This window comes from Shewanella sp. SP2S2-4 (genome assembly GCF_031932025.1).
Classification (GTDB): domain Bacteria; phylum Pseudomonadota; class Gammaproteobacteria; order Enterobacterales; family Shewanellaceae; genus Shewanella; species Shewanella baltica.
This window is the reverse complement of record NZ_JAUOER010000006.1, coordinates 149,216-173,326: the sequence shown is the minus strand read 5'-3', so window position 1 is coordinate 173,326 and position 24,111 is coordinate 149,216. Positions and strand designations below refer to the sequence as shown.

Genomic DNA, 24,111 nt, shown 5'->3' with positions numbered 1-24,111 from the left:
TTTTGGCGCTAAGGTTGATTCTAAACGATAAATTTAATGGTGCGCGGCAGATTCAAAGCATAAAAAAGGGAGCGAGAGCTCCCTTTATTGATTGACGCTAACTATTAGCGATCGAACCTTAAGTTATCGATAAGCCGTGCTTTACCTATATAGGCGGCGGCTAAAATCACTAAGGCTTGATCCTGATGTTGGGCCTGTTCTAGCGTGTGAGCGTGGCGAATTTCGAGATAATCCGGCGTAAAACCGGCCGCGATTAACTTGGCTTTTGCTAGCTCGGTCACTTGTTCAAAACTTTCACCTTGCTTGATCCCAGTGGCCATGGCATCTATGGCTTGTTTTAGTGCAGGCGCTGCGGCTTTTTCTGCGGCAGTGAGGTAACCATTGCGCGAACTCATGGCTAAGCCTGAGTCTTCACGTATGGTATCAATACCGATAATTTCAATCGGTAATGACAAGTCTTCAACCATAGTTTTGATCACTAACAGCTGTTGATAGTCTTTATTACCGAATAGCGCAACATCGGGCTGTACTATGTTAAACAATTTACAAACGATAGTCGCAACACCACGAAAATGTCCCGGACGGCTCGCACCACAAAGCACGTCGGAAATCCCTGGGACTTCGACATAGGTTTGCTGCTCTAGACCCTTGGGATACATCACGGCTGGCGTCGGGGTGAATAACAGCTCAGCGCCAGCGGCGTTGAGGGCTTCGCTGTCGGCAGCCAGTGTGCGTGGGTAAGCATCTAAATCTTCGTTCTGACCAAATTGCATTGGATTAACGAAAATTGAGACCACCACATGGTCACACTTGCTCGCGGCTTCTTTGACTAAAGTAATGTGTCCCTGATGGAGATTGCCCATGGTGGGCACAAAGGCGACGGTTTCGCCCTTGGCACGCCATGCACGCACTTGGGTGCGAATATCATCAATATGGGCGCTAGTGATCATTGAGCCTTACCTTGCATAAATCGGTTATTAGTTAAAAGTGTGTTCTTCGCCAGGGAATGTTCCTTGGGCAACTTCGTCGATATAAGCACGCACGGCAGAACGAATTTCACCGGTTTGCTTCAGGTAGTTTTTCGAGAAACGTGGAATATAACCACTTGAAATACCTAACACATCATGCATCACCAAAATTTGGCCATCGGTCGATGCGCCCGCACCAATCCCAATAACTGGAATCGTTAAGGCTTGAGTTATCGCCGCTGCGAGTGGCGCAGGAATGCATTCTACAACCAATAGTTGAGCACCGGCTGCTTCTAACGCTTTTGCTTCGTCGAGGATGCGCTGGGCATTTTCGGCATCACGGCCTTGCACTTTAAAACCACCAAATACATGGACTGACTGAGGTGTTAAGCCTAAGTGAGCACACACGGGAATACCGCGTTCCGTGAGCTTAGTGACAGTTTCAAGCAACCAGTGGCCACCTTCGACTTTGACCATGTTCGCGCCAGCCTGCATTAACTCAGTGGCATTAACCATAGCTTGTTCTGGTGTGGCGTAACTCATAAAGGGCATATCGGCGATCAGCAGGGCACGTTCGATACCGCGACGGACACAGCGAGTATGGTAAGCGATATCCGCCGTAGAGACGGGTAGGGTATCGTCATGGCCTTGGAGAACCATTCCTAGAGAATCGCCGACGAGCAGCACATCTACACCTTCGCTATCGAACGCGCTGGCAAAACTGGCATCATAGGCTGTCAGTGCCGTGAATTTTCTACCTTCCTGTTTGTATTTCAACAGGGTTGAGCTAGTAATTTTAGACATATGGATGATCTTCAAACCAAATAGAAGTGGTGTTATAAGCTAACTGGGGACGGACTTCAATGATCAATGCCCAGTTGTTGTAACTCGGCCAACATTTTTGTATCGATAAGACTGCAGATTGCAGTGTTGCACGGCAGAATAAGATTCGGAGCTATTGCGGCTAAAGGCACGAGCACAAAGCTGCGCTCTTTCATGCCGTAGTGGGGCACTTTGAGTCTAGGTATGTCAATATTCTCATTGCCGTACAAGAGTAAATCGAGATCTAAGGTTCTGGGCCCCCAACGCTCAAGACGCACTCGACCTTGGGTGTTTTCGATATGCTGCAATGCATCGAGTAAGGCTAATGGCTCAAGATCGGTATCGAAACTGACCACCGCATTAACATAATCGGGTTGCACGACATCGCCCATAGGCGTCGAATGATAATAAGGAGAAACCAGTAGACTATTGCCTAAGGCTAATGCGGACAATGCCGTGACGGCATTGTCCAATTGCGCCTTGGGATCGTCAAGATTTGCGCCTAATGCGACGTAGACGCGAGGCATTATTCAGCCGCTTTCGCTTTTGGCGTGCCACTTGTTTTAGGTGCGCTCGTCGCGGCTGAACCATCGGCATTCGGCGTGCGAGGACGGCGACGACGTTGAGTGGCATTACGGTTGCGATTTGGCGATTTACTGCCGCTACGCGCAATGGCTAAGCGTTCAGTTTCATCGGCTTCAACAAACTGTTGCCACCAAGCGGCACTCTTAGCGACATTACCCGCTTCGACTTCGCCTCTGAGCAAGAGTAAATCGTATGCGGCTCTAAACTTAGGATGTTCCATCAGTTTAAAGGCGCGAGTGCCTTGGCTACGATCAAAGCGTAACTGTAACTGCCAAATGTCTTTGGCTGGCGTACTAAAGCGGCGTGGAATACTGATGGTTTGGCATTGCTGCTCCATCACATCGCCCATAGCGGCAAAGAAGGCATCGTATAAGGTCAGGCCACTTTCAACGGCAATATCTTCGGCGCGTTGACGCAGTGGATACCAGAGAAGCGCAGCATAGAAGAATGAAGGCGTCACCGGCTTATCTTCGTTAACTCTTTGATCTGTGCTCTTCATGATGGCTTGCACCATTTTCATGGTCGTGCCTTTAGGATCATCTTTTAGCAGAGCGGCCACTTGCGGAAACAGCGGCGCGAATAGCTTGTACTCTTGCATCAGTTCGAAGTTGGCTAAGGCTTTGCCTGCGAAGAAGAGTTTCAGCACTTCTTCGTACATACGCGCAGCAGGAATATCTTTTAGCAGTGGCGCTAATTGTTTAATCGGCGCTGCTGTTACTGTTTCGATACCCATGTTGAGTTTAGTGGCGAAACGCACCGCCCTTAACATACGCACCGGATCTTCACGATAACGGGTTTCTGGATCGCCAATTAATCTTAGGGTGCCAGCTTTAAGATCTGTCATACCGCCGCCGTAGCTGCGGATCGAGTAATCGCTGATATCGTAATAGAGGGCATTGACGGTAAAGTCGCGGCGCTCAGCATCTTCGTCGATTTCGCCATAAACGTTATCACGCAGCAAACGCCCTTCGGCATTAGCTTTAGAGACTTTCTCATTGCTTTCGCCATGGTGACCACGAAAGGTCGCCACTTCTATAACATCGCGGCCGAAAACGATATGCGCCAGACGGAAACGACGACCGACGACTCGGCAGTTGCGGAATAGTTTTTTGATTTCTTCCGGCGTCGCATTGGTCACGACGTCGAAATCTTTCGGTTCAATCCCTAAGAGTAAATCGCGTACACCGCCGCCGACTAAATAGGCTTTAAAACCTGATTTATTCAGTCTGTATAATACCTTAAGGGCATTTTCGCTGATTTGTTTGCGCGAGATGGTATGGGCATCTCTCGGCACTAACTCTAAGCTTAACGCACCGGAACTTTGTTCTGGCGTTGTTGGTTCAATCTGAGCTTGAGTCGGAGCGGTCGTTTTAGGCGCGTCTTCAAATAGCTGTTTGCAGAATTGGCTGATACGGCGAAAAATGGGACACCTCGAAATATGATCTGTTATTTGATTAAAAATCTGGCGGCTATCATATACCAAATGCAGCCTAATGAGTATATCAGGGCTCGATCAGTATCTCAGATTGTTGCGGTATAGTGGATAATTGAAACTGATCTACGGCTTGAGCGAGCATTTGTGCCACAGAACCTTGGGTCTCAACAGGTTGTTGGCCTAAAAATGCCAGCGCCGCATTGAGGCTCGACTGTGGATTAAGCGTATCAATCGCCTGCGCATGATTCTGTTTAGAGAGTTTAAATCCCTGACTTAAACAGGCGAGTGGCAAGTGCAACCATTGCGGTGCCGCTAAGCCAAAGTTTTGATACAAACTCAGTTGGCGACAGCTGGCTTCGATTAAGTCACAACCTCGAACCACTTCAGTGATGCCTTGATAAGCATCGTCGAGCACTACGGCCAGTTGATAGGCGTACAGGCCATCACTGCGTTTGATAATGAAATCCTCGGCGGCAAAATGGCTATCGACGCAAATATGCCCCATGAGGTTATCGTCAAATTGCTGCACTTGCGCGGTATTAACTATCCGCACCGCCCCAGACTTAACCACATTTGTAGCTTGAGTTTGTGGCAAGCGGTGACAGCGGCCATCGTAGACGCCGCCCATGGCTTGAATTTGCTTGCGACTACATTGGCAGAAATAGGCTTTATCTAGGGTGAGCAGCGAATCAATTTGTGCTTGATAGGCCGCAGTGCGCTGGCTCTGATACAGAGGCACATCATCCCACTCAAATCCATAGGCTTCTAAGGTGCGCAAGATATCATCGGCGGCGCCTTTGACTTCCCGTGGAGGATCGATGTCTTCAATACGAATTAACCATTTACCCTGTTGCGATCGCGCACGCAGATAACTGCCAAGGGCGGCGATAAGCGAGCCAAAGTGCAAGGCACCCGAAGGCGAAGGCGCAAAACGGCCGACATAGGGGCGATGAGTTGAAGTTGGGGAAGATAAAGTCGCCATAGTACTGAGTTAGCAGCTAGTGTCAGTCAAAGTGGGCGTATTTTAGAGGGATACAAGGATAAAAGCGAATCGGGGTAAATTGGAGTGAGCTTGGCTTCAACTCGAAGAGTCAAGGCGTTGTTAGAAACAAATAGGCGGGGAAATCCCCGCCCAGTATGCTTGATTAACCAGCCATTTGTTTCTCTTTGATCTCTGCAAGCGTTTTACAGTCGATACATTGATCGGCTGTTGGACGCGCTTCGAGACGGCGGATGCCGATTTCGATACCGCAAGAATCACAGAAGCCGAAATCGTCTTCTTCAATTTTTTGCAGTGTTTTTTCGATTTTTTTGATCAGCTTACGTTCTCTATCGCGAGCACGAAGTTCGAGGCTGAACTCTTCTTCTTGTGCTGCACGGTCAACAGGATCGGGAAAGTTTGCGGCTTCGTCCTGCATGTGGCTAAGAGTACGGTCGACCTCTTCACGCAACTGATTGCGCCAAGCTTCAAGAATTGTCTTGAAGTGACCCAGTTGCTTAGCGTTCATATACTCCTCACCCGGTTTTTCCTGGTAAGGATTTACACCTGCGATAGCGAGTACGCCAAGTTTTTTGGTGCCTTCAGGCATAACGCATCTCCTGTAATCATTTGCGTTTGTAGGGCGTCCTTAAGAACGGCCGCTATCTATAGCAGAATCTTCACATCGAGGCAAACTTTTCATTCTGCTTTGATTGAATTTTTTGACTATGTTCGCTAATTCAAATGAAATCAAATTTAACTCAGCCTTAACATCATACTCGGACAACGCAGGCTTGGGCTAGGTGAATCTCAGTCGGGGACATTTCGCAGCGATAGGCAAGGACTTCCACTCCTGCTAACACTGCTTTTTTCAGTAACTTAGCATATTCAGGGTCGATATGTGCAGCGGGAGCAACACTGAATATGTCACTGTGCTGCACCACAAACAGCAATACGGCTCTGTGGCCTTGACTGACCATGTGCATCAATTCACGTAAATGTTTTTGACCTCGTAGGCTCACAGCATCAGGAAAATAACCTTGGCCATCCTCGAGCAAAGTACAACTTTTGACTTCTATATAACAGGCGGGTTTTTGAGCACCCTGTAGCAGGATGTCGATGCGGCTATTTTCATCACCATATTTAACTTCACGGCTTAGGCTGTCATAACCCGTGAGCTCCTTGATGATGCCTTTATTGATGGCTTCTTCGGCTAAGGTGTTGGCCTGACCCGAGTGGATACCGATTAGGCCAGCATCTGGCGTGGTCATCAGTTCCCATGTATGGGCATATTTACGTTTAGGGTTATCAGAGGTAGAAAACCAGACGGTTTCACCGGGATACAGGCAATTACGCATAGAACCCGTATTGGGGCAATGCAGAGTGATCTCACTGCCGTCGCTTAACTGCACATCGGCCAGAAAACGTTTATAGCGGCGCAGTAAAATGCCCTGTTGTAGTGGCGGAGTAAATTCCATCGGTAGACTTATATCGGCTGTTCTAGGCCGCAAAGCCTAGCAAATTTCGCAAATGTTTACAGATTTTACCTGAGTAACTTCAGCCAATCGCTTTGCGTCATCGCCTGCTAGCAGTAAACTGCCGCCATAAAGTTTGTTCTGATTGCTGATTGATTGTTCTAAAACGAATCGAAAAATAAGGATCCCTAATGAGTGAACTAAAAGTAACTGAATTAATGAAAGTGCAATTAACCAAAGAAGCGCCGGTCGCCCACTGGGGCAAAGCCGATGTGACTTATACTACCGACGGTGCGCAAATTCATTTAGCGGGTGGCGATGAGCTGCGTCAAATTCAAATGGCGGCCCGTAAACTGCGCAGCCAAGGTATTAGCAGTGTGGTGTTAGCTGGGCAGCTTTGGGATCTCAATAGCCAGTGGGTGTTTGCCCAAGGTTTCGCGACGGCAAAACCAGGTTATCAAGTCCATTGGTGTGGTGATGAAGCTGTACAAGCCGAATTGCAACGTCGACTCGATGTGGCAACCTTTGCCCGTCAACTGATCAACGATACGCCTGAAAACCTATCGCCAGTGAAGCTTGCCCAACAAGCGGCGAAATGGTTGGCTGAAGTCGGTGGCGATATGGTGAGCTATCGGATTATCGAAGGCGAAGCGCTGCTGGAAGAACAGTGGATTGGTATCCATGCAGTCGGTCGCGGTAGTGAGCGTCCACCAGCAATGTTAGAGTTAGACTTCAACCCATTAGCTGCTGATGCACCCGTGTCTGTGGCGCTTGTGGGTAAAGGGATTACTTTTGATTCTGGCGGTTACAGCATCAAAGCCTCTGAAGGCATGTTAGGCATGAAATGCGACATGGGCGGCGCGGCGACTGTGACTGCCGCGCTCGGTTTAGCGATCAAATCTGGCCTAAACAAACGGGTTAAACTCTTCTTATGTTGTGCTGAAAACTTGATCAGCGGCCGTGCTTATAAGTTAGGCGATATCCTTACCTACAAAAATGGCGTGACAGTTGAAGTGGTGAACACAGATGCGGAAGGGCGCTTAGTGTTGGCCGATGGTCTGCAAGCCGCTTCTGCGACAGGTGCACCTTTTATTATCGATGCAGCGACCCTTACAGGCGCCGCTGTGATGGCTGTTGGCTCAAACTACAACGCGATTTTCTCGCCACAGACTGATGTGTTGCAACTGGCTCAGCAAAAAGCCACGAGTGTTGCCGAGCGTGTATGGCCGCTGCCGCTGGATCCTTGGCACAAAGAAATGTGTCCATCTGCCTATGCTGACACAGCCAACAGCCGCGCAATGAAAGGTGGTGGTGCAGGTGGTGCTTCTAATGCGGCTGGTTTCCTATGGCGCTTTGTTTCACCAGAAGCTAAATGGTTACACGTTGATTTAGCGGGCGCCTTTGAAGATTCTGCTTCTGCTATGTGGGGCGCGGGTGCAACGACCCACGGCGTATTGACCATTAGTGAATTGATCAAAGGCTAAACCTAGCTCTACACTTAGCGCCAAGACTTAAGTCAGATAGGTTAGCGCAGATCCATTAAGGTTCTGCAGACTGGATTAAAACCGCCTACGGGCGGTTTTTTATTGGGTGAAATACTAGGCCAATAGTTTACTTGGCGTTTCAGCGGCTTCATGGCATGTTATGGCAGAGCATTTTTATTTAGGAAACATGATGATAACTATACGAAAAGCAACGAAAGCGGATGCTCAGGCCTGCTGGGATATCCGCAATGCAGCCATCAATAAAGGCTGCGCCGGATTTTATGATGTGGGCGATCTGATTATTTGGACCGAAGGCGAACTGACCGAGCAATTTAGTCGTATAGTCGATGCACATTTTTATGTGGCAGAGTTGTCCTCTGACGAGTTGTCGCTTAAGACTGTGGTTGGCACTGCTATGTTGGATGAACCCTATGCCCAGATAGAGGCGCTGTTTGTTTCCCCCGATGCTATGGGGCTTGGTGTCGGTAAAGCGCTACTGCAATTTATTGAAACCATGGCTTTTAATCAGGGCATTGCTCAGCTGAGGTTGGAATCGACTTTGAATGCGGTGGATTTCTATCGCCACTGTGGTTTTGGTGGTGAAGGTTTAGAAGAGGAATCCATCTACTGCTCGCCTAGAGGCATAGCCTTAGAGTGCAGGGTGATGTATAAAAATCTAGGGCGGCCTTTGGCCTGCTAGGGCGCCGCAAAAAACGCTGCTGCTAGAATCTAGGGTGTTGCTTTGCAAATGCTAGAACGCCGCGTTGCGGCTACGGATAACGGCACGCAGCAAACTGCTACAGAACGTCACTTTGTGACTCACGATTTACGCAACGGGCTTTGCCCTTATGGTGAGCGCTGCGTTCTGTGAGTGAGTTTACGAACGTTCTATTTTCCTAGAATCTAGAATCTAGAGCCTAGAGCCTAGAGCCTAGAGCCTAGAGCCTAGAGCCTAGAGCCTAGAGCCTAGAACCTAGAACCTAGAACCTAGAACCTAGAACCTAGAACCTATTTTCTGAGAGGTTGCTGACATACTCAAGGAAATCGACAGAGCAAGTATGGATGTGGAATTAACTCTGAAGACTTAGAGTTTAAGATAAGGTTGCTGACATACCCGAGGAAATCAACAGATCAAGCATGGATGCGGAATTAACTCTGAAGCTTTAGAGTTTAAGATAAGGTTGCTGACATACTCAAGGAAATCAACAGATCAAGTATGGATGCGGAAGTAACGCTGAAGACTTAAAGGTTGCTGACATACTCAAGGAAATCAACAGATCAAGTATGGATGTGGAATTAACTCTGAAGACTTAGAGTTTAAGATAAGGTTGCTGACATACTCAAGGAAATCAACAGATCAAGCATGGATGCGGAAGTAACGCTGAAGACTTAAAGGTTGCTGACATACTCAAGGAAATCAACAGATCAAGATGGGGGAATTAACTCCCAAGAGTATGCCAACTATCGTTCTTTCGCCTGAAATCCCGATGCCGACAAGATTAGCGCTAATGGCTTAAATCAAACTTAATCTATTGCAAAAAAAGACTTTATTTCCTTAGCCTTTCGTTAAATTCGCCCCCCATTCGCAAAGTTTTAGTTTGCTTCGGGAGTATTGAGTTGCTGGCGTTTTTCCATCAAATCTTTAATCAAAGGCGTGAGGATAAGCTCCATGGCTAGCGACATTTTACCGCCGGGAACCACTAAGGTGTTGACCCGTGACATAAATGAACCTTGGATCATATTGAGGTAATAGGGGAAATCGACATTATTGATGCCGCGAAAACGGATCACCACAAAGCTCTCGTCTAAGCTCGGAATATCTTTGGCGCTGAAGGGGTTAGAGGTATCGACCGTTGGCACCCGCTGAAAGTTAATGTGAGTGCGGGAGAACTGTGGCGTCATGTGCTTAATATAGTCATCCATACTGCGCACAATCGAGCCCATGACTTTTTCACGGCTGTGGCCGCGCTCCGAAGTGTCACGGATAATTTTTTGGATCCACTCTAAGTTGACTATGGGCACCATACCGATCAACAGATCGACATGCTGGGCGACATTGGCGTCACCGGTAACCACGCCGCCATGCAGGCCTTCGTAGTAGAGCATGTCGGTATTTTCTGGCAAGGGTCGCCATTGGGTAAAAGTGCCGGGCATCTGGTTAAAAGGCACGGCCTCATCGAAGGTGTGTAAATAGCTGCGGGTTTCACCTTGGCCTGTGGCGCTGTAATCGCGAAAGCATTGTTCCAAGCGGGCAAAGTTATTGGCCTCTGGACCAAAATAACTGAGGTTACGGTTTTCAGCTTGGGATTTACGGATCATCACTTCCATTTCAGCGCGGGTAAAATGATGAAAGCTGTCGCCTTCGACAAAGGCGGCGTTAATCCCTAGTTGGCGAAAAATATGGCTAAAGGCGGTGGTCGTCGTAGTGGTTCCCGCGCCTGATGAGCCTGTAACTGCAATAATGGGATGTTTTGCTGACATTTTTTCTACCTAGCTAGGAACCAAAAGAGCCGCTTATGGGGAAGCGATAAAAACGCGAGTACTATTTATACGGTACAGAGGTAGGACTGGTCAATCTTGCTGCTGTGCTATTTGATCCGCTGAGCGTATCGCGAAGGACTCATCGTCCTCACTGTACTCTAATTTCAGCTTACCTTGTTTAAGTGCTTGTTGACATTGGACTATCGCCTGCGCCAGTTCCTGCTCATCAAGACTGGCAAAGCTGCCATCCTCCACTTGACCGAAGAGATATTCGCGGATCAAATTGGCGAGCGTTTCCTTCGGGAGTTGTAATAGGGTTTCATAGGGAATGAGCATCGGTGCTTCCTTGGAGAATATTGTCGCCGTTGATGGGGTCTACGCTAAGTGGGTCAACACTTTGATCGCCGAGTAAAAAGTGTAAAATCCGTCGCTCAAGATAGAAGCGCGGTTTCCAAGGTGTACCGCCTTCGATAAAGCCAACATGACCGCCATAGGGATGCAGTTCGTATTCTACATAACCCGATAATTGGTTTGGCTGGGGGATCACTTCATCTGTCATAAAGGGATCGTCCTTGGCATGGATGATAAGCGTCGGTTTAGTAATGCGGCTGACAAAGGGTAAACCACTGGCACGCGTATAGTAATCGTCTACGCCGTCAAAGCCGTGCAATGGCGCTGTGACTTTATCGTCAAAACCATAGAAGGTATTTAAACGGTCGACCTGCAACTGGCTCAGCGGCATAGAGATGGCTAAGTCGGGATCGTTCAGCTTATGGCTGATTTTTTGCTGTAACTGTTTGATTAAATAGCTTTGATATACCTTCGAAAAACCATTTTCTAAACGTTTAGCGCAGGCGGACAATTGCAGCGGCGCCGAGACAACCACTGCGCGAGCTAATAAACTGTCATCCTGATATTCGCCCTGATACTTAGTCAGCACATTGCCGCCTAAACTGTAACCTACGGCTAATAAGGGCGATTGCGGATACGCGCTTTTCAGTGTTGATAGACTAAACTGTAAATCGTCCGTGTCACCACTGTGATAACTGCGCGCGAGGCGATTGGCCTCACCCGAGCAACTTCTGTGATGGTGCACGACTGCTGCGAGTTGCTGTTCTTTACAGGCTTGCAGTATCCGCCGCGCATAATGGGACTGAGCACTTCCTTCTAAGCCGTGGATGATCACCACGATAGGTTTGCCAGACTGCGGAAAATCCTGCCAATCTAAATCGACAAAATCGCCATCGGGCAACTCTAAGCGCTGCCGCTGTAATGCTGGTTTGGCCACTTTAGTGAATACGGGTAAAATCGTTTGTACATGGGGACTCTTGGCCCACCAAGGCGGCATAAAGGAATTTGGCATGGGTGTTTATCTTGGTATCGGCTATTGCTGAAAATTAAAACGTGTGTTTAATTTATATCCAAGCGACTTCAAAATGCTGAAATTCTTATTTTGAGGTCGCTTGGATATAAACGCGTGGGCAGTGTAGCACAATTGTTTTTTATGCTGATATTTAGGCCGACATTTAGATTGATATTTAGGAGATAGAGATGAAGCGACGAACCTTTTTGATGGGCGCGTTTGCCGGTACGGCGGCGTTAGCCTTAGGGGTCAATCTCTATTCTCCTGAGTTTAGTTTGCCCGAGGACAGCGAAGGCAAAGATTATCGCTTGTTGTTTAGCGTGCTTTTACCTGTGATGCTCGACGGCGCTTTGCCCGATGTGGCAACTCACAAGCTCGCGGCGCAAAATCGCACTTTAGATGCCATCAAACAGTCCATTTCTGTGCTACCCGAGGAGCAGCAAACCGAGTTATTTGAACTGCTCGATATGCTCGAAAATCGCCTCGGCTTACTCGTACTGACCTCAAGCATGACACCGTTATTGATGCGCTCTCCCGCCGAGTTAACTGAAATGCTAGAAACCTGGCGCCACAGTTATTTTGCGCTGTTACAAACCGCTTATCTTGGATTGCGGGAATTAGTGATGGCCAGTTATTACGCTTGCCCTGAACATTGGAGCCGCCTGCATTATGCCAAACCTGAACTGTTCAAATAGCTCGCCCGTTTGTAACTGAATAAAACGCCCAATAATAAGCATCTTACCCGCGACAGTGGAGCACTCAAGTTGGCAGTCATAGATCCCATAGTGAATGGTTTAAACTCAGGTTGGTTACATACCGACGCGAGCCAATTGCAAGAAAACCAACAGTTTGAAGCCGATGTGATTATTGTCGGCACGGGTGCTGGTGGCGGTGTGGCGGCCGAAATCCTCACCCAAGCAGGGCTAAGCGTGATCATGATTGAGGCGGGGCCGCTAAAATCCTCCAGCGATTTTAATATGGAAGAGCGGGTCGCTTATCCCAACTTGTATCAACAAGCCGCTGCGATGAAAACCGCCGACAAGGCGATTGGGATTTTTCAAGGCCGCGCAGTCGGTGGCTCAACCACAGTTAACTGGACCACTTCTATTCGCACGCCGACCGAGGCGTTAGCTTTTTGGGCGCAACATAAGTCGGTTGCAGGGCTTAATCGCGAGAGCTTAGACCCTTGGTTTGAGCAAATGGAGCAGCGGCTCAATATCCATGAATGGAACTATGAGCCTAACCGTAATAATGCCGCCCTGAAGCAAGGTTGTATCAATCTTGGCTGGGAATACACAGTCATTAAACGCAATGTGGCGGGTTGCTGGAATACCGGCTATTGCGGCATGGGTTGTCCGGTTAATGCGAAGCAATCTATGTTAGTCACCACGATTCCCTCGGCACTTGAGAAAGGCGCGCAACTGATCAGCCGCGCTAAAGTGACTAAGATTGAGCACCATAATGGCCAAGTGTTTGCGTTAAAAGCGCAGGCGCTGGATGTGAATTTACGACCCACTGACGTTGAGCTGTTATTTAAGGCTAAACATTATATTTTGAGTGCGGGCGCTATCCATACGCCGACGATTTTGATGCGCTCGCAGGTGCCCGATCCCAACAAACTTTTGGGAAAACGCACTTTTTTACATCCGACTTTGTTATCCGGCGGCGTGTTTGCCGATTCGATCAATGGCCATAGTGGCGCGCCGCAATCTATCTATTCCGATGAATTTGTGTGGAAAAATGACGCCGATGGTGAGCTCGGCTATAAACTCGAAGTTCCGCCAGTGCACCCGATTTTAATTGCCTCTAAAACCTTAGGTTATGGCGCGAGTCATGCCGAGTTAATGGCGCAGTTCAATCAGTTGCAAGTGACGATTGCCTTAATCCGCGATGGTTATCATCCCGACAGTCAGGGCGGTGAAGTGCACTTAACCCCTAAGGGATTTACCTTAGATTATCCGTTGACCGATGCCTTTTGGCGGGCCGCAAGACGCGCTTTTGCTAGTATGGCGGAGTTACAATTCTCGGCTGGCGCATTAAAAGTGTTGCCGATCAGCGATGGTATGCCTTACTTATCTTCGTGGAAGGACGCCAAAGAGAGCATTGCGCAGATGTCACTCGCGCCACTGCGTACTATCGTCGCATCGGCCCATGTGATGGGCGGTTGTCCCTTCGGCGAAGATGAAAAGCTTTCTATGGTCAACAGCTATGGTCAGTCGCACTATTTAGAAAATCTGTCTGTAATGGATGGGTCTATCTTCCCGACCAGCCTTGGCGCTAACCCGCAGCTGTCGATTTATGGCATCACAGCACGTAATGCCACTGCACTCGCGCAAAAGCTCACCGACGGTAAAGGGTGATGTTACCTAAGCCAATGATTCTGATGCTGAGTTGCAGAGAACTCAGCAGCAGATTAAGTTGCTGAAACGTATGCCGCAGCAACTTATGCAGACGTAATTTATGCTTGTAGAAACCTACGTTGCTTAAGACTATGCTCGCCGTGGCTTAGGGCTGAATGGTGCTAATGGGTAAATGTCCTGTTTTCACTAAGATAATGGTTTCCTCTTCGACAAAAGGGAAATGGCCGCTCATGTGCGGACTGCGTATCCAAGTGTGGCGCGGATATTCCCCTTGTTCATCTTGAAACTTGCCCGATAACACCAATATTTCTTCGCCGCCAAAATGTCGATGGGGTTGAAAGGTTTCACCCTTAGGCCATTTCACTAATGCAGTATGTTCATGCTCGAATTCATGTAGCAGCATCACTTGTAAGCCGCCTATGCCTTGTAACCAAGGAGTCTGCTGAGTGTTAATCTTGACCACATCAAGATCTCGCGGATTGAATTGATTGAGTTTAACTAAGATAACGCAGCCTTCTTGGCTAAACGGCGCGTGTTGGCTCCCTGGCGGATGGCGAAGATAACTGCCCGCGGGGTAATCGCCGTTTTCATCGGAAAATACCCCCTCGAGCACAAAGATTTCCTCGCCCAGCGGATGCTTGTGGGTCGCAAACTGCGAACCCGCGTCGTATTTCACTATGCTGCTGGTGTGTCCTGATTCTTTAGCCTCCCGCTCGAGTGGTTTGCGCCAAACGCCTTGAGCAGGACTTGGCAACCAGGGTTGCTGCTGCGTATCAATAACGACACGTTCGCTAAAGTTCATATTGAGCATAGTGTTAGACCTTATTTAACCTTAACTTAGAATAGTGATTGTTTACTGTGTTCGTTGCGTCTTGCTGCGCTAACAGTGTGCGAGCTGCGCTCTGCGATGTTAGCTGTGTATTAGCATACTTGCTGTGTCTGCAATATTAGTTGCGTCCAGCCATCACGCCGCCATCAACATCCCAAATCGCGCCGGTCACCCAGCTGGTGTCATTGGATAAAAGAAAACAAATGCTGTTCGCCACATCGCTCGGCGTGCCGACTCGACCAATCGGGTGAAAAGCGTTGAAGCTTTCAATCACTTGGTTTAGCTCTGCCTCTGGGATGAAAGCGTTATAGATGGGCGTATTGACCACGGCGGGTGAAACCGCGTTGACGCGAATATGCTTATCCGCCAGTTCCATCGCTAAATGCTGGGTTAATGCGTGTAATCCGGCTTTGGCCATGGAATAGGCCGATGACGGAGTGGCTTTAACCGCTTGTTTTGCCCACATAGAACCTATGTTCACTATACTACCGCCGCCCGCATCAATCATCTTGTGGGTCACGGCTTGGGTGATCCTGAACAGGGCTTTATTTAACGCCATGTAGAGATCGTACTCAGCCTCTGAGTGGTCGATAAAGGATTTTGGATTGAAATAACCCGCAGCATTGACTAGGTAGCCGACTTTTTGCTCAAGCTGGCTAATGTGTGCGGTTAACCTATTAACATCCGCAGCTTGGTAAAGGTTGGCTTGAAAACCGTCGACGCGTAACTCGGCTGTCGGATGGGCGTGTTTGATTGCGGCGACGGCTGCGGTGAGTTTATCTTGCTGATTGCCGACGATGAGTACTGATACGCCTTGTTCGGCTAATTGTTTCGCCGTTTCGAAACCTATGCCGCTGCTACCACCGACAATAATGGCGAGATTTGAGGTATTAAATTGCATTTTCTACTCCTAAGTATTATCAAGGTGGTAATCTTAAGAACTCAATAACTGTCTGAACAGTAAGTACAAATAGGTAAGGCAGGTACTTTTTGGTACATCTTTATGAATAACAATGAAAAAATTATTTCACGCAAATCGCCCCCTGAGCGTTCTGCCCGTATGGTCGAGACGATTTATGGTTGTAAATGGTCATTAACGGTTTATCAGCTGTTGGCCAGTGGGGTACAAAGACCGGGGGAAATGGTGCGCTCAGTCGAAGGTCTTTCAACTAAGGTATTGAATCAATGTTTAAAAAAGAACATAGAATTTGGCATCTTAGATAAGGTCATTTATAACGAGCTGCCGCCGCGTGTCGAGTATCAAGTGACTGAGTTTGGCCAAAAATTTCTGCATATTTTGGATGAGCTGGAAAAGTTACAGCAAGAAATCGACGCTTAATTAACGTTCTTTTGTAGCAGTTCAATTTCGATAAGGTAAATCGCAGCGGTTTATTTTATCGAGATGAAGCGCTACTCAAGGGAGCGTGCGGCTGGTCGGAAATGGGAGTGTATATGCCTAAAAAGAGATTACGGGAAGGCGGCTGCTTATGCGGGGCGATTCGTTATCAGATTGAAGGTGAACCCTTCGATGCGGATTATTGCCACTGCCGTTCGTGCCAAAAAAGCACGGGCTCTGCATTTGGGGCTTGGATGGATTTTAAACTCAACCAAGTGATTTGGCTTAAAGGTCTGGTGACTGAGTTTGCATCGTCTGAGTTTATTCGCCGTGGATTTTGTGACCAATGCGGTACATCGTTAACCTACCGACATACTCAATATCCCGATTATTTGACCTTGAGCATAGCGAGTCTGGACGATGCTAACCAAGTTCAGCCTAAGTACCATATTTATACTGAGAGTCAGCTGAACTGGTTGGTGATCAAGGATGACTGTCAACGCTATTCACAAGGCCGCAGCTGTTAGCGGCTCAGATGATCATAGTATTAATTTGATTGAGCTCGATCTAACTTAGCTGTGCTTGATTTAACGTGATTTGTTTGGGCTAGGTCAGGGCGCGATTAAGCCGATTTCGTTGGCGTCTATTTCACTGAGTCTAAACAAGCTTAAGTAGCTCACCAGATTCGTCGTTTGGCCGCTTGGGTTGAGTTCATTGAGTTTATTCAAGATGGTTCGCTGCGCTTTACGTTCCATCATCAGCTCAACGGCGAGCATCTGCTGATACTCTTGCTCATTTAGGCTGGACTTAGCGAGTTTACGTAATTTGCGGTAGGGCATGAGAAATCTTTCATCCCATTCACCCACAGCGCTCATCAGCGATTGCCATTGGTCCGTGCTGTATTGCTGCGGCCCAGACACATCCATAGTGATATCTAAATATTGCGCCAGTAGCAGTAGATTGACGTTCACCTGACAGCTATTTTGCAATTCGAGACAGAGCGCTTTGTTTTGCGCATAGCTCATATCACACCATTGCCAGAGTTGACTGTCGAACTGGGTTAAAACCGCCATACTATTTCCTTGTATTGCCGCTGCTACTGACTTTTATGTAAAAGAACGCTGGAGTTATTGTTGCTCCATGACCTCAAGTTCCATTGCATCTATCTCTTCTTGCAACTCGAGCCATTGCATTTCACTGTCTTCTAAGGTTTGCGTCAAGCTCGTTCGTTCGGTTAGTACCGAGGTTAGCTTGGCTTTGTTATCTTGATCATACAATTCGCTATCGGCCAGCAAGTGTTCTAGCTCGGCGAGGCGTTCGCTCAGCTTCTGCTGCTCGGTTTCTAACTTAGTTTGTTTACGCTTGAGCGGCGATACCTTTTGGCGGATTTCGGCCTCGAGGCGTTTTTGCTGCTTTTTATCAGCGGCAGGTTTGATCTCGTCACTGGTGCTGTTTTGATTCGAGTTGGCTTTGGCCGCATCGAGCAACCATTGGTGATAATCGTCTAAGTCACCGTCGAAGGCGCGCACTTCACCTTGATCCACCAGATAATAATCGCTACAGGTTAATCGCAGTAAATGCCTATCATGCGAGACGACAACCATAGCACCTTCAAAGGTTTGCAGTGCCATTGTCAGAGCGTGGCGCATCTCTAAGTCTAAATGGTTGGTGGGTTCATCGAGCAGCAATAGGTTAGGGCGTTGCCAAACTAATAGCGCCAACACTAAACGGGCTTTCTCGCCGCCGGAAAAGGGCCGTACAGGTGAGAGCGCCATATCGCCGTTAAAACCAAAACCGCCTAAGAAGTTGCGTAGTTCTTGCTCTCTGGCATTGGGCGCCAGACGCACTAAATGCTGCATCGGCGTATCGTCGAGGCGCAAAAATTCGATTTGATGCTGGGCAAAGTAACCGATATTGACGCCAGGATTAGGTTCATACAAACCTGTCATTGGCGATAATTGACCCGATAACAGCTTGATTAATGTCGATTTACCCGCGCCGTTACGGCCGAGTAAACCAATGCGCGCACCCGGCACTAAGTTTAAATGCACTTTACTAAGAATTGGCTTATCGCTATAACCGATCGCGACTTGTTCCATCTTAATCAGTGGATTGGGCAGGGCTTCTGGAGCACGAAACTCCATATAAAAGGGGCTGTCGGCTTGAGACGGCAACAACTCAGTCATGCGCTCTAGTGCCTTTAAGCGGCTCTGCGCTTGTTTGGCTTTACTTGCCTTGTAACGGAAACGGTCAACAAAGGACTGCATGTGTGCACGTTCTTTTTGTTGGCGTTCGAAGGCAACCTGTTGCTGCGACATACGTTCAGCACGAATGCGCTCAAAGGCACTGTAATTGCCTTTGTAGAAATTGAGTCTTTGATTTTCAACGTGGACGATTTCATCAACGATTTCATCGATAAAGTCCCTATCATGGCTGATTAAAATCAGCGTGCCTTGATAGGACTTAATCCAACCTTCGAGCCAGTACATGGTATCTAAGTCTAAGTGGTTGGTGGGTTCGTCGAGGAGCAATAAGTCAGAGCGGCACAGTAGCGCTTGGGCTAAGTTAAGGCGCATACGCCAACCGCCCGAAAAGCTTTTCACTGGATTGCTTTGTTCGGCTTCACTAAAGCCCAGACCCGCTAACAATGAACCCGCGCGCGAATGAATCGCATAACCACCGATAGCGTCGATTTTGCCGTGTAAGAGTGCGATGGCATTGCCATCGTTATCTTCTTGGGCCTTGTGTAATAGGGCTTCTAATTGACGATATTCGCTATCGCCATCGATCACATATTCCAGTGCCGAGACGTCGAGCGCAGGGGTTTCTTGGGCCACAGTGGCAATTTGCCAGCCAGAAGGCAGACTAAATTCACCTTTATCTAGGCTTAAGTGACCTAAAATTAATGCGAGCAGTGAAGATTTGCCTGTGCCGTTAGCACCGACTAAACCGACCTTATGGCCGGGATAAATCGTGAGAGAGGTCTCATCTAGCAGGGTTTTGCTGCCACGGATTAATTGCGCTTGGTTGATGCTGATCATTGACTACAACTTGGTTAGAACGTGAATTCGTCAGGGCACAGATAATAGCGTACAACCCAGTTTCAAACCACAGCCTGACCCGATAACTCGGACAATTATTCGACTTTTCAGGATGATCTTTAGCGAATCGCATCACATCGACCTAAGACCTCATACTTTCAGGTAACACTGGTATTCAATCATCAGTGTGGCAAAATAGCGGCAATTTCTTCGGCCGAGTCCCTTGGCCCTGCTATCTGGTCCTTTATCTATTATGACAAACACTAAAATCAAAAAGCGTTTCGTAGCCGGTGCTAAGTGCCCAAAATGTAGCGCCAAAGACAGCATTTTACTCTACAAGGAAAACGGCATCGAAACCGTTGAATGCACAGAGTGTGATTACCGTGAACAGCAAACCGATGAAAAGGTTGCTGAAAAAGCCACCGGCGCTGTGATCGGCGTGTTTAAACCGGATTAGGTTGAAGATTCAATTCAAGTGAGAATCTGAATGTGACCACTTTAAAGGTCACATTCCAAAGCTTGGCTAACCATTCAAGATAACGATCGCGTCAGTTGTGCAGCATGAATTGTCATTGTTTCCCCAGTGACTCGCCATAAACTCGTCCATGAGGGCTCAACTAAAACATCCTGTTTTAGAAGGTCACAGGTGCAACAATGCCAATCTTAGCTAAGTCCTTAATTCACAATCCGCCCTAAACAGCTTTTGCCCCAAAGCAAGATAACTTTGTTGTCAGTTTGCAGCATGAATTGTCATTGTTTCCCCTATGACTCGCCATAAACTCGTCCCTGAGGGCTCGACGACGGCATCCATGCCGCCAACGGTCACAGTTGCAACAATGCCAATCTTAACTAACACTTTTGCTGTTCGTTTAGCTAAAAAGATATTGCCCCAAAGCTTGTTAGCACACGTTTGTTCGTTCTGGACTTTACGAAAGAGTTACCCTACAAAATCTCATCTATTAGCCCTCCACTTTAGTGCTTCTCTATAACAGCCGAATCCTGGTTAGATATACAGTCATATCGTATTACGCTAGTTTTTGAGGGTTTTGAGAGCAACATCCGTGCGCGTTTTTCCAAAAAATAAAATTGAAAGTCATTTTAAATCAATTAGATAAAATATATTGAGCTTAGTTAATAGGTTTGGAAAACGCGCATGCGCGTTTTTCCGGATGGTGTATTTGTAAAAAATCTGATAACTTCTTTACATACAGATAGTTAACTGTGCGCATTTTTACTGGTCTAACGTGATAAACGCGCATGCGCACGAATAAAATGTTATGTGTTTTGGTGAGCCATGGAAGACTTTATTTCTTTAATAGCCAGAGGTGTTTTTTGGCTTTTCGTTGAAATGTTTTTTTATAAATTATGTTACGTTGTGGGTTACTACTCTTTATGCCTTATCTCGGCGGGAAAGCACCCCAAGTATGAGCTTGAATTGCATGAAGAAGTTGAAAACTATCTATGGGGAAATTCTTTGGTTTCGCTCTTTGGGCTGCTACTAATCGCATTTACTATAGGAGTACTTTTACATTGCGTAATTTGAGAAAACACATAACAAACAAAGGCAAGGCGACGCATACCGCGCGCTTGCTTTGAGCGTTAAGGCCATAATGAGAAATTTCCGTAATCTGTCTAAAAATGAAAATGAAGAACTTTCTAGAAAGTTCTCATTTCTGTTGAAGTACAACGAAGATTGTACCGCAGAGGATTTTAGCTGTGCTTCGGTGACAGTATTTGATCATTGGCTATATGAATCTGACTCTTTAAGTATTATTGCTGATGCAACAGATGATCAGATAAGAGCTTGGAACGGAATCATCAAAAGGTTTTTGACACAGCTTGTTGAGTTGGAAAAACCGATTAAATATAAGTACATTGGCCGCAATACTAAGCAAAAGTTGCAGTTTTCGCGTTTTATTGGCAGTGATGACTTAGGCTTATATGTTGCAAACCTGTTTGATGTTGTTTATGCAACCAATTTAGTATTTGTGCGTTTAGGTGTTGAACTTTGGTTCGAGGACAACTGGACAATTCACTTTAAATATAAAAATCAGAAGGATTGTTTGGAAATGTTCGAATTGATCGCTAGTCTAGGGCTGTATATTTTGCCTGCCTATTCAGAAGATCATCTAAATAATTACGAGACTCTGTCAGCATATTTGCGTAGCCAGGGCCTTAACAAGTTACTTCATCGGACTGCTAACGCAGCCGCTGAGTAAAGCGTTATGTGTTTTGGTGAGCCATGGAAGACTTTATTTCTTTAATAGCCAGAGGTGTTTTTTGGCTTTTTGTTGAAATGTTTTTTTATAAATTATGTTACGTTGTGGGTTACTACTCTTTACGCCTTATCTCGGCGGGAAAGCACCCCAAGTATGAGCTTGAATTGCATGAAGAAGTTGAAAACTATCTATGGGGAAATTCTTTGGTTTCGCTCTTTGGGCTGCTACTAATCGCATTTACTATAGGAGTACTTTTACATTGCGTAATTTGAGAAAACACATAACAAACAAAGGCAAGGCGACGCATACCGCGCGCTTGCTTTGAGCGTTATGCGTACAAAGGAAACGAATGAAACCGATAATCGTAAGCTACGATTGCACTGATCACGACCCCATTGATAAATGGGTGCCTGATGATGCGCACGACGTAGATTTCTGGATGAATTTTACTGTTGGGCCAGACTCAGAAGGTGGTGATAATTTTCAGGTTCATATCGTTACACCAAATAATTTAAACGGTAAAAACTCATCAAAACATGCAATCGTTCTTAATGAGTACTCTTGGTCAGGTGTAGTATCTGAGGTCGAAAAAATTCTTGAGCAATGCCAAGGTCAAGATTGGGCTTCAATAAGTGAGCAATTGGCTAAGCATATGTCTTGGGAGTTTGAAAATTACAAACCATATAGTGGTGGCACGTAATGTCGGCGCATAACAAGTGCCATCAATCGGACTTGGGTAAACTGTCACCGTTTTTGCAAAAAGACGCAAAAACGCTGCCACTTCACCCAAGCCGTTGTGGCAGGCGTTAGTTTTTAGGTTAACTAAATGAGATTTAGTGCAGCAATTAAAATTGCTAATCGCGTAGTTGGTTTTGTTTATTTTATTTTCCTTTTCTCTGGTGGGTATATATCTATTTTCTCAGATGTCAGAGTTACAGTTGAAAACGCACCTGGAACGTGGTTTTTTAGTTTGTATGTATCTTTATTATTGCTTGGGTTATGTTCATTTAGTTGTCTGTATTTTTTAAATAAAAGTAATTTTTCCGACGTTCGAAAAAACTGGAAAAACACACACTTTTTAGTTTTACCGATAGTTTTTGCTGGCTGGCTAGCGGCAGCTACATTTGGAGGATTGCCCAAGCTTTTGCATCATTTTTACGTAAGTAATGGCGTAGTTGAGTTAACAGTCATAAAAATGGAAAGCGCAGCCTATAAAGGTCGATGTGCTCCAAGAGTTTCTGTAAAAGAGGTCAGTTTTTTTATTAATGAACATATTTGTTTGTCAGAATCTGTTTACGGCAATCTTGATTTAGGTTCGAAAATACGAGCTTATGGGCGAATATCGCCTTTTGGTCTAGAGGTTGTAAAAGTTGAAAACTAACAAGCGCCTTAAACATCGCGGCCTGCGGCCGCTGGACTCGCAACAAGTTGCTCGCCGTTTAGGCGTGCGTTAACCCATAGAAATTTTTATCCGAAACTGACGAGTTAGAGTTAAGGCTTTAACTCGGAAATGTCCCAAAGTGTGTTACTTATGTTTTTTAAATCTATAGGTTACGTTAATGCCAAAAAGGTGAGTCATGGTGATTAGCGAGACGACCGTCCGTCCCAAGAACGGACTGTCTGTGAGTTGACGAGTCAATGCCATGGCAAACCTGTGTGAGTGGATATCAACAGCCTACCGTTCTATTTTTTCGAATAGTTAGGCCGTGATTTCGCGTTATTCTTTTGTAAACTTCCTTGTTATTCTGCTTCCATCAGCAAAGCGTTTGCGTCTTGTCTTAGCCGTATGATCTTGGCTTTTCACGCACCGCTTTGCTCAACCGATAGGAGAGCAGCAATGAAAGTATTAAGTCAGTTTTCCGCCAAAGCCGCGATGGATGGCGATGGTGTCAATATTCGCCGTGTCGCCGATTTTGTGACGACTAAATTTGATCCTTTCTTGATGATCGACGAAATAAAATCCGATGATGAACAAGATTTTATTGGCGGCTTCCCTGCACATCCCCATCGCGGGATGGAGACCTTCACTTATATTCGTAAGGGCGGTTTTGAGCACCGTGACCAAATGGGCAATGTGAAGGCGATTCGTGCCGGCGATGTGCAGTGGATGAGTACCGGGTTCGGGGTAGTGCATTCTGAAATGCCACTTGCCGATGCTGTCGATGGTCTGCATGGATTCCAAATTTGGGTCAACATGCCCGCGAAAGACAAGCTGCGTCCAGCGAAGTATCAAGATACTGCGGGTAGCGCTAGCGTTGAAGCGACCAATAACACTGGCGCTAGCTTAAAAGCCTTAGCGGGTGATTGGGGCTTTAAAGATCAACCACTGATTAGTGCGGCCATCCAAGGATTAGCGGGCGAAGCTGCCATTGCTGATTTGAGCCTAGCGCCAAACGCTGAGGCCACGCTTGATTTGTCTCAACACGAGTTTGTCGCCTTGTACTTGTACCAAGGTGACTTAAGCAAGGGTGAAGATTCACAGTGGTCATATCATCAGGGCGAGTTTTTAGTGCTTGATAGCCAAAGTGTGCTTAAGCTTAAAGCCGATGAGCGTGGCGCTGGGATGTTACTGTTTGCGGGTAAACCTATCCGTGAAAAAATCGTTCAGATGGGCCCCTTTGTGATGAACACCCAAGCGGAAATTCAGCAGGCGATTCGCGATTATCAAGAAGGGCGTTTCGGCCACATCGCGTAATTTGTTAAATCTGCCGCGCTGAGCTAATTCTAAATCCAA

General features: G+C 46.9%; 26 protein-coding genes. 12 read left to right on the top strand and 14 right to left on the bottom strand.

From position 1 onward, the window contains the following. Positions 1-104 precede the first annotated feature (104 nt). From panC to sfsA, 7 genes are all read right to left on the bottom strand, one after another. Positions 105-950: a pantoate--beta-alanine ligase gene (gene panC / locus Q4Q54_RS07325; RefSeq protein WP_311889713.1), complete on the bottom strand. Its 846-nt coding sequence runs from the start codon at positions 948-950 to the stop codon at positions 105-107. A gap of 27 nt (positions 951-977) precedes the next feature. After that, on the bottom strand, positions 978-1,772 hold the full coding sequence (panB, locus tag Q4Q54_RS07320) for a 3-methyl-2-oxobutanoate hydroxymethyltransferase (protein WP_006082971.1): 795 nt from the start codon (positions 1,770-1,772) through the stop codon (positions 978-980). Between the two features lie 56 nt (positions 1,773-1,828). Continuing rightward, positions 1,829-2,317 (bottom strand): 2-amino-4-hydroxy-6-hydroxymethyldihydropteridine diphosphokinase, encoded by a 489-nt coding sequence (gene folK / locus Q4Q54_RS07315; RefSeq protein ID WP_311988092.1) that lies wholly within the window; start codon positions 2,315-2,317, stop codon positions 1,829-1,831. Then, the gene (locus Q4Q54_RS07310) at positions 2,317-3,858 is read right to left on the bottom strand and encodes a polynucleotide adenylyltransferase PcnB (protein WP_311988091.1); all 1,542 of its coding nucleotides are present in this window, start codon (positions 3,856-3,858) and stop codon (positions 2,317-2,319) included. Before Q4Q54_RS07310 ends, folK begins: the two co-directional genes overlap by 1 nt. 19 nt (positions 3,859-3,877) lie before the next feature. Continuing rightward, on the bottom strand, positions 3,878-4,792 hold the full coding sequence (gene gluQRS, locus Q4Q54_RS07305) for a tRNA glutamyl-Q(34) synthetase GluQRS (RefSeq protein WP_107402591.1): 915 nt from the start codon (positions 4,790-4,792) through the stop codon (positions 3,878-3,880). Between the two features lie 163 nt (positions 4,793-4,955). Further along, on the bottom strand, positions 4,956-5,399 hold the full coding sequence (gene dksA, locus Q4Q54_RS07300; protein ID WP_006082967.1) for an RNA polymerase-binding protein DksA: 444 nt from the start codon (positions 5,397-5,399) through the stop codon (positions 4,956-4,958). 163 nt (positions 5,400-5,562) lie between these two features. Then, positions 5,563-6,267 carry a DNA/RNA nuclease SfsA gene (gene sfsA, locus Q4Q54_RS07295; RefSeq protein WP_006085987.1) on the bottom strand — a complete coding sequence of 235 codons (705 nt, stop codon included), beginning with the start codon at positions 6,265-6,267 and terminating at the stop codon, positions 5,563-5,565. A gap of 188 nt (positions 6,268-6,455) precedes the next feature. On the opposite strand from sfsA, the gene pepB reads away from it, so the two are divergent. The 3 genes from pepB (at position 6,456) to Q4Q54_RS07280 (ending at position 8,619) form a co-directional block, all read left to right on the top strand. After that, on the top strand, positions 6,456-7,748 hold the full coding sequence (pepB, locus tag Q4Q54_RS07290) for an aminopeptidase PepB (RefSeq protein WP_311988090.1): 1,293 nt from the start codon (positions 6,456-6,458) through the stop codon (positions 7,746-7,748). 190 nt (positions 7,749-7,938) lie between these two features. Further along, positions 7,939-8,448 carry a GNAT family N-acetyltransferase gene (locus tag Q4Q54_RS07285; protein ID WP_311988089.1) on the top strand — a complete coding sequence of 170 codons (510 nt, stop codon included), beginning with the start codon at positions 7,939-7,941 and terminating at the stop codon, positions 8,446-8,448. Between the two features lie 48 nt (positions 8,449-8,496). Continuing rightward, positions 8,497-8,619, top strand: a complete 123-nt coding sequence (locus Q4Q54_RS07280; RefSeq protein WP_311988088.1) for a hypothetical protein — start codon at positions 8,497-8,499, stop codon at positions 8,617-8,619. Positions 8,620-9,341: 722 nt separating this feature from the next. On the opposite strand, the gene Q4Q54_RS07275 is transcribed toward Q4Q54_RS07280, so the two are convergent. From Q4Q54_RS07275 to Q4Q54_RS07265, 3 genes are all read right to left on the bottom strand, one after another. Then, entirely contained in the window at positions 9,342-10,229 is an 888-nt protein-coding gene (locus Q4Q54_RS07275; protein WP_006082963.1) for a phosphoribulokinase, read from the bottom strand. Positions 10,230-10,319: 90 nt separating this feature from the next. Continuing rightward, the gene (locus tag Q4Q54_RS07270) at positions 10,320-10,565 is read right to left on the bottom strand and encodes a YheU family protein (protein WP_006085983.1); all 246 of its coding nucleotides are present in this window, start codon (positions 10,563-10,565) and stop codon (positions 10,320-10,322) included. Further along, the gene (locus tag Q4Q54_RS07265; protein WP_311889704.1) at positions 10,549-11,592 is read right to left on the bottom strand and encodes a hydrolase; all 1,044 of its coding nucleotides are present in this window, start codon (positions 11,590-11,592) and stop codon (positions 10,549-10,551) included. The genes Q4Q54_RS07270 and Q4Q54_RS07265 overlap by 17 nt, the downstream gene beginning before the upstream one ends. Before the next feature lie 188 nt (positions 11,593-11,780). On the opposite strand from Q4Q54_RS07265, the gene Q4Q54_RS07260 reads away from it, so the two are divergent. Both Q4Q54_RS07260 and Q4Q54_RS07255 read left to right on the top strand, forming a co-directional pair. Further along, positions 11,781-12,287, top strand: coding sequence for a hypothetical protein (locus Q4Q54_RS07260; RefSeq protein WP_006082960.1), 507 nt, complete (start codon positions 11,781-11,783; stop codon positions 12,285-12,287). 69 nt (positions 12,288-12,356) lie between these two features. Continuing rightward, positions 12,357-13,952, top strand: a complete 1,596-nt coding sequence (locus Q4Q54_RS07255) for a GMC family oxidoreductase (protein ID WP_311988087.1) — start codon at positions 12,357-12,359, stop codon at positions 13,950-13,952. A 145-nt stretch (positions 13,953-14,097) separates the two neighbouring features. Here the strand turns inward: Q4Q54_RS07255 and Q4Q54_RS07250 are convergent, their stop codons facing one another. Both Q4Q54_RS07250 and Q4Q54_RS07245 read right to left on the bottom strand, forming a co-directional pair. After that, positions 14,098-14,763, bottom strand: coding sequence for a cupin domain-containing protein (locus Q4Q54_RS07250; RefSeq protein WP_311988086.1), 666 nt, complete (start codon positions 14,761-14,763; stop codon positions 14,098-14,100). A 136-nt stretch (positions 14,764-14,899) separates the two neighbouring features. Then, complete coding sequence (locus Q4Q54_RS07245) at positions 14,900-15,682, bottom strand: SDR family oxidoreductase (RefSeq protein ID WP_311988085.1); 783 nt, start codon at positions 15,680-15,682, stop codon at positions 14,900-14,902. A 102-nt stretch (positions 15,683-15,784) separates the two neighbouring features. Here Q4Q54_RS07245 and Q4Q54_RS07240 point away from each other — a divergent pair, with 102 nt between their 5' ends. Beyond that, a complete protein-coding gene (locus Q4Q54_RS07240; RefSeq protein ID WP_006082956.1) occupies positions 15,785-16,120 on the top strand; it encodes a winged helix-turn-helix transcriptional regulator in 336 nt (111 codons plus the stop codon). 113 nt (positions 16,121-16,233) lie between these two features. Continuing rightward, positions 16,234-16,644, top strand: coding sequence for a GFA family protein (locus Q4Q54_RS07235; RefSeq protein ID WP_311988084.1), 411 nt, complete (start codon positions 16,234-16,236; stop codon positions 16,642-16,644). An 84-nt stretch (positions 16,645-16,728) separates the two neighbouring features. Here the strand turns inward: Q4Q54_RS07235 and Q4Q54_RS07230 are convergent, their stop codons facing one another. Then, entirely contained in the window at positions 16,729-17,190 is a 462-nt protein-coding gene (locus Q4Q54_RS07230; RefSeq protein WP_311988083.1) for a TIGR02444 family protein, read from the bottom strand. Positions 17,191-17,244: 54 nt separating this feature from the next. Then, positions 17,245-19,158: an ABC transporter ATP-binding protein gene (locus tag Q4Q54_RS07225; RefSeq protein ID WP_311988082.1), complete on the bottom strand. Its 1,914-nt coding sequence runs from the start codon at positions 19,156-19,158 to the stop codon at positions 17,245-17,247. 253 nt (positions 19,159-19,411) lie between these two features. On the opposite strand from Q4Q54_RS07225, the gene Q4Q54_RS07220 reads away from it, so the two are divergent. The 5 genes from Q4Q54_RS07220 (at position 19,412) to Q4Q54_RS07200 (ending at position 24,072) form a co-directional block, all read left to right on the top strand. Beyond that, complete coding sequence (locus Q4Q54_RS07220) at positions 19,412-19,615, top strand: YheV family putative zinc ribbon protein (protein ID WP_011788205.1); 204 nt, start codon at positions 19,412-19,414, stop codon at positions 19,613-19,615. Between the two features lie 1,153 nt (positions 19,616-20,768). Next, the gene (locus tag Q4Q54_RS07215) at positions 20,769-21,377 is read left to right on the top strand and encodes a hypothetical protein (protein WP_311988081.1); all 609 of its coding nucleotides are present in this window, start codon (positions 20,769-20,771) and stop codon (positions 21,375-21,377) included. 349 nt (positions 21,378-21,726) lie between these two features. After that, entirely contained in the window at positions 21,727-22,077 is a 351-nt protein-coding gene (locus tag Q4Q54_RS07210) for an Imm8 family immunity protein (RefSeq protein ID WP_311901196.1), read from the top strand. Between the two features lie 126 nt (positions 22,078-22,203). Beyond that, on the top strand, positions 22,204-22,758 hold the full coding sequence (locus Q4Q54_RS07205) for a hypothetical protein (protein WP_311988080.1): 555 nt from the start codon (positions 22,204-22,206) through the stop codon (positions 22,756-22,758). A gap of 456 nt (positions 22,759-23,214) precedes the next feature. Further along, on the top strand, positions 23,215-24,072 hold the full coding sequence (locus Q4Q54_RS07200; RefSeq protein ID WP_006082946.1) for a pirin family protein: 858 nt from the start codon (positions 23,215-23,217) through the stop codon (positions 24,070-24,072). Positions 24,073-24,111: the final 39 nt, after the last annotated feature.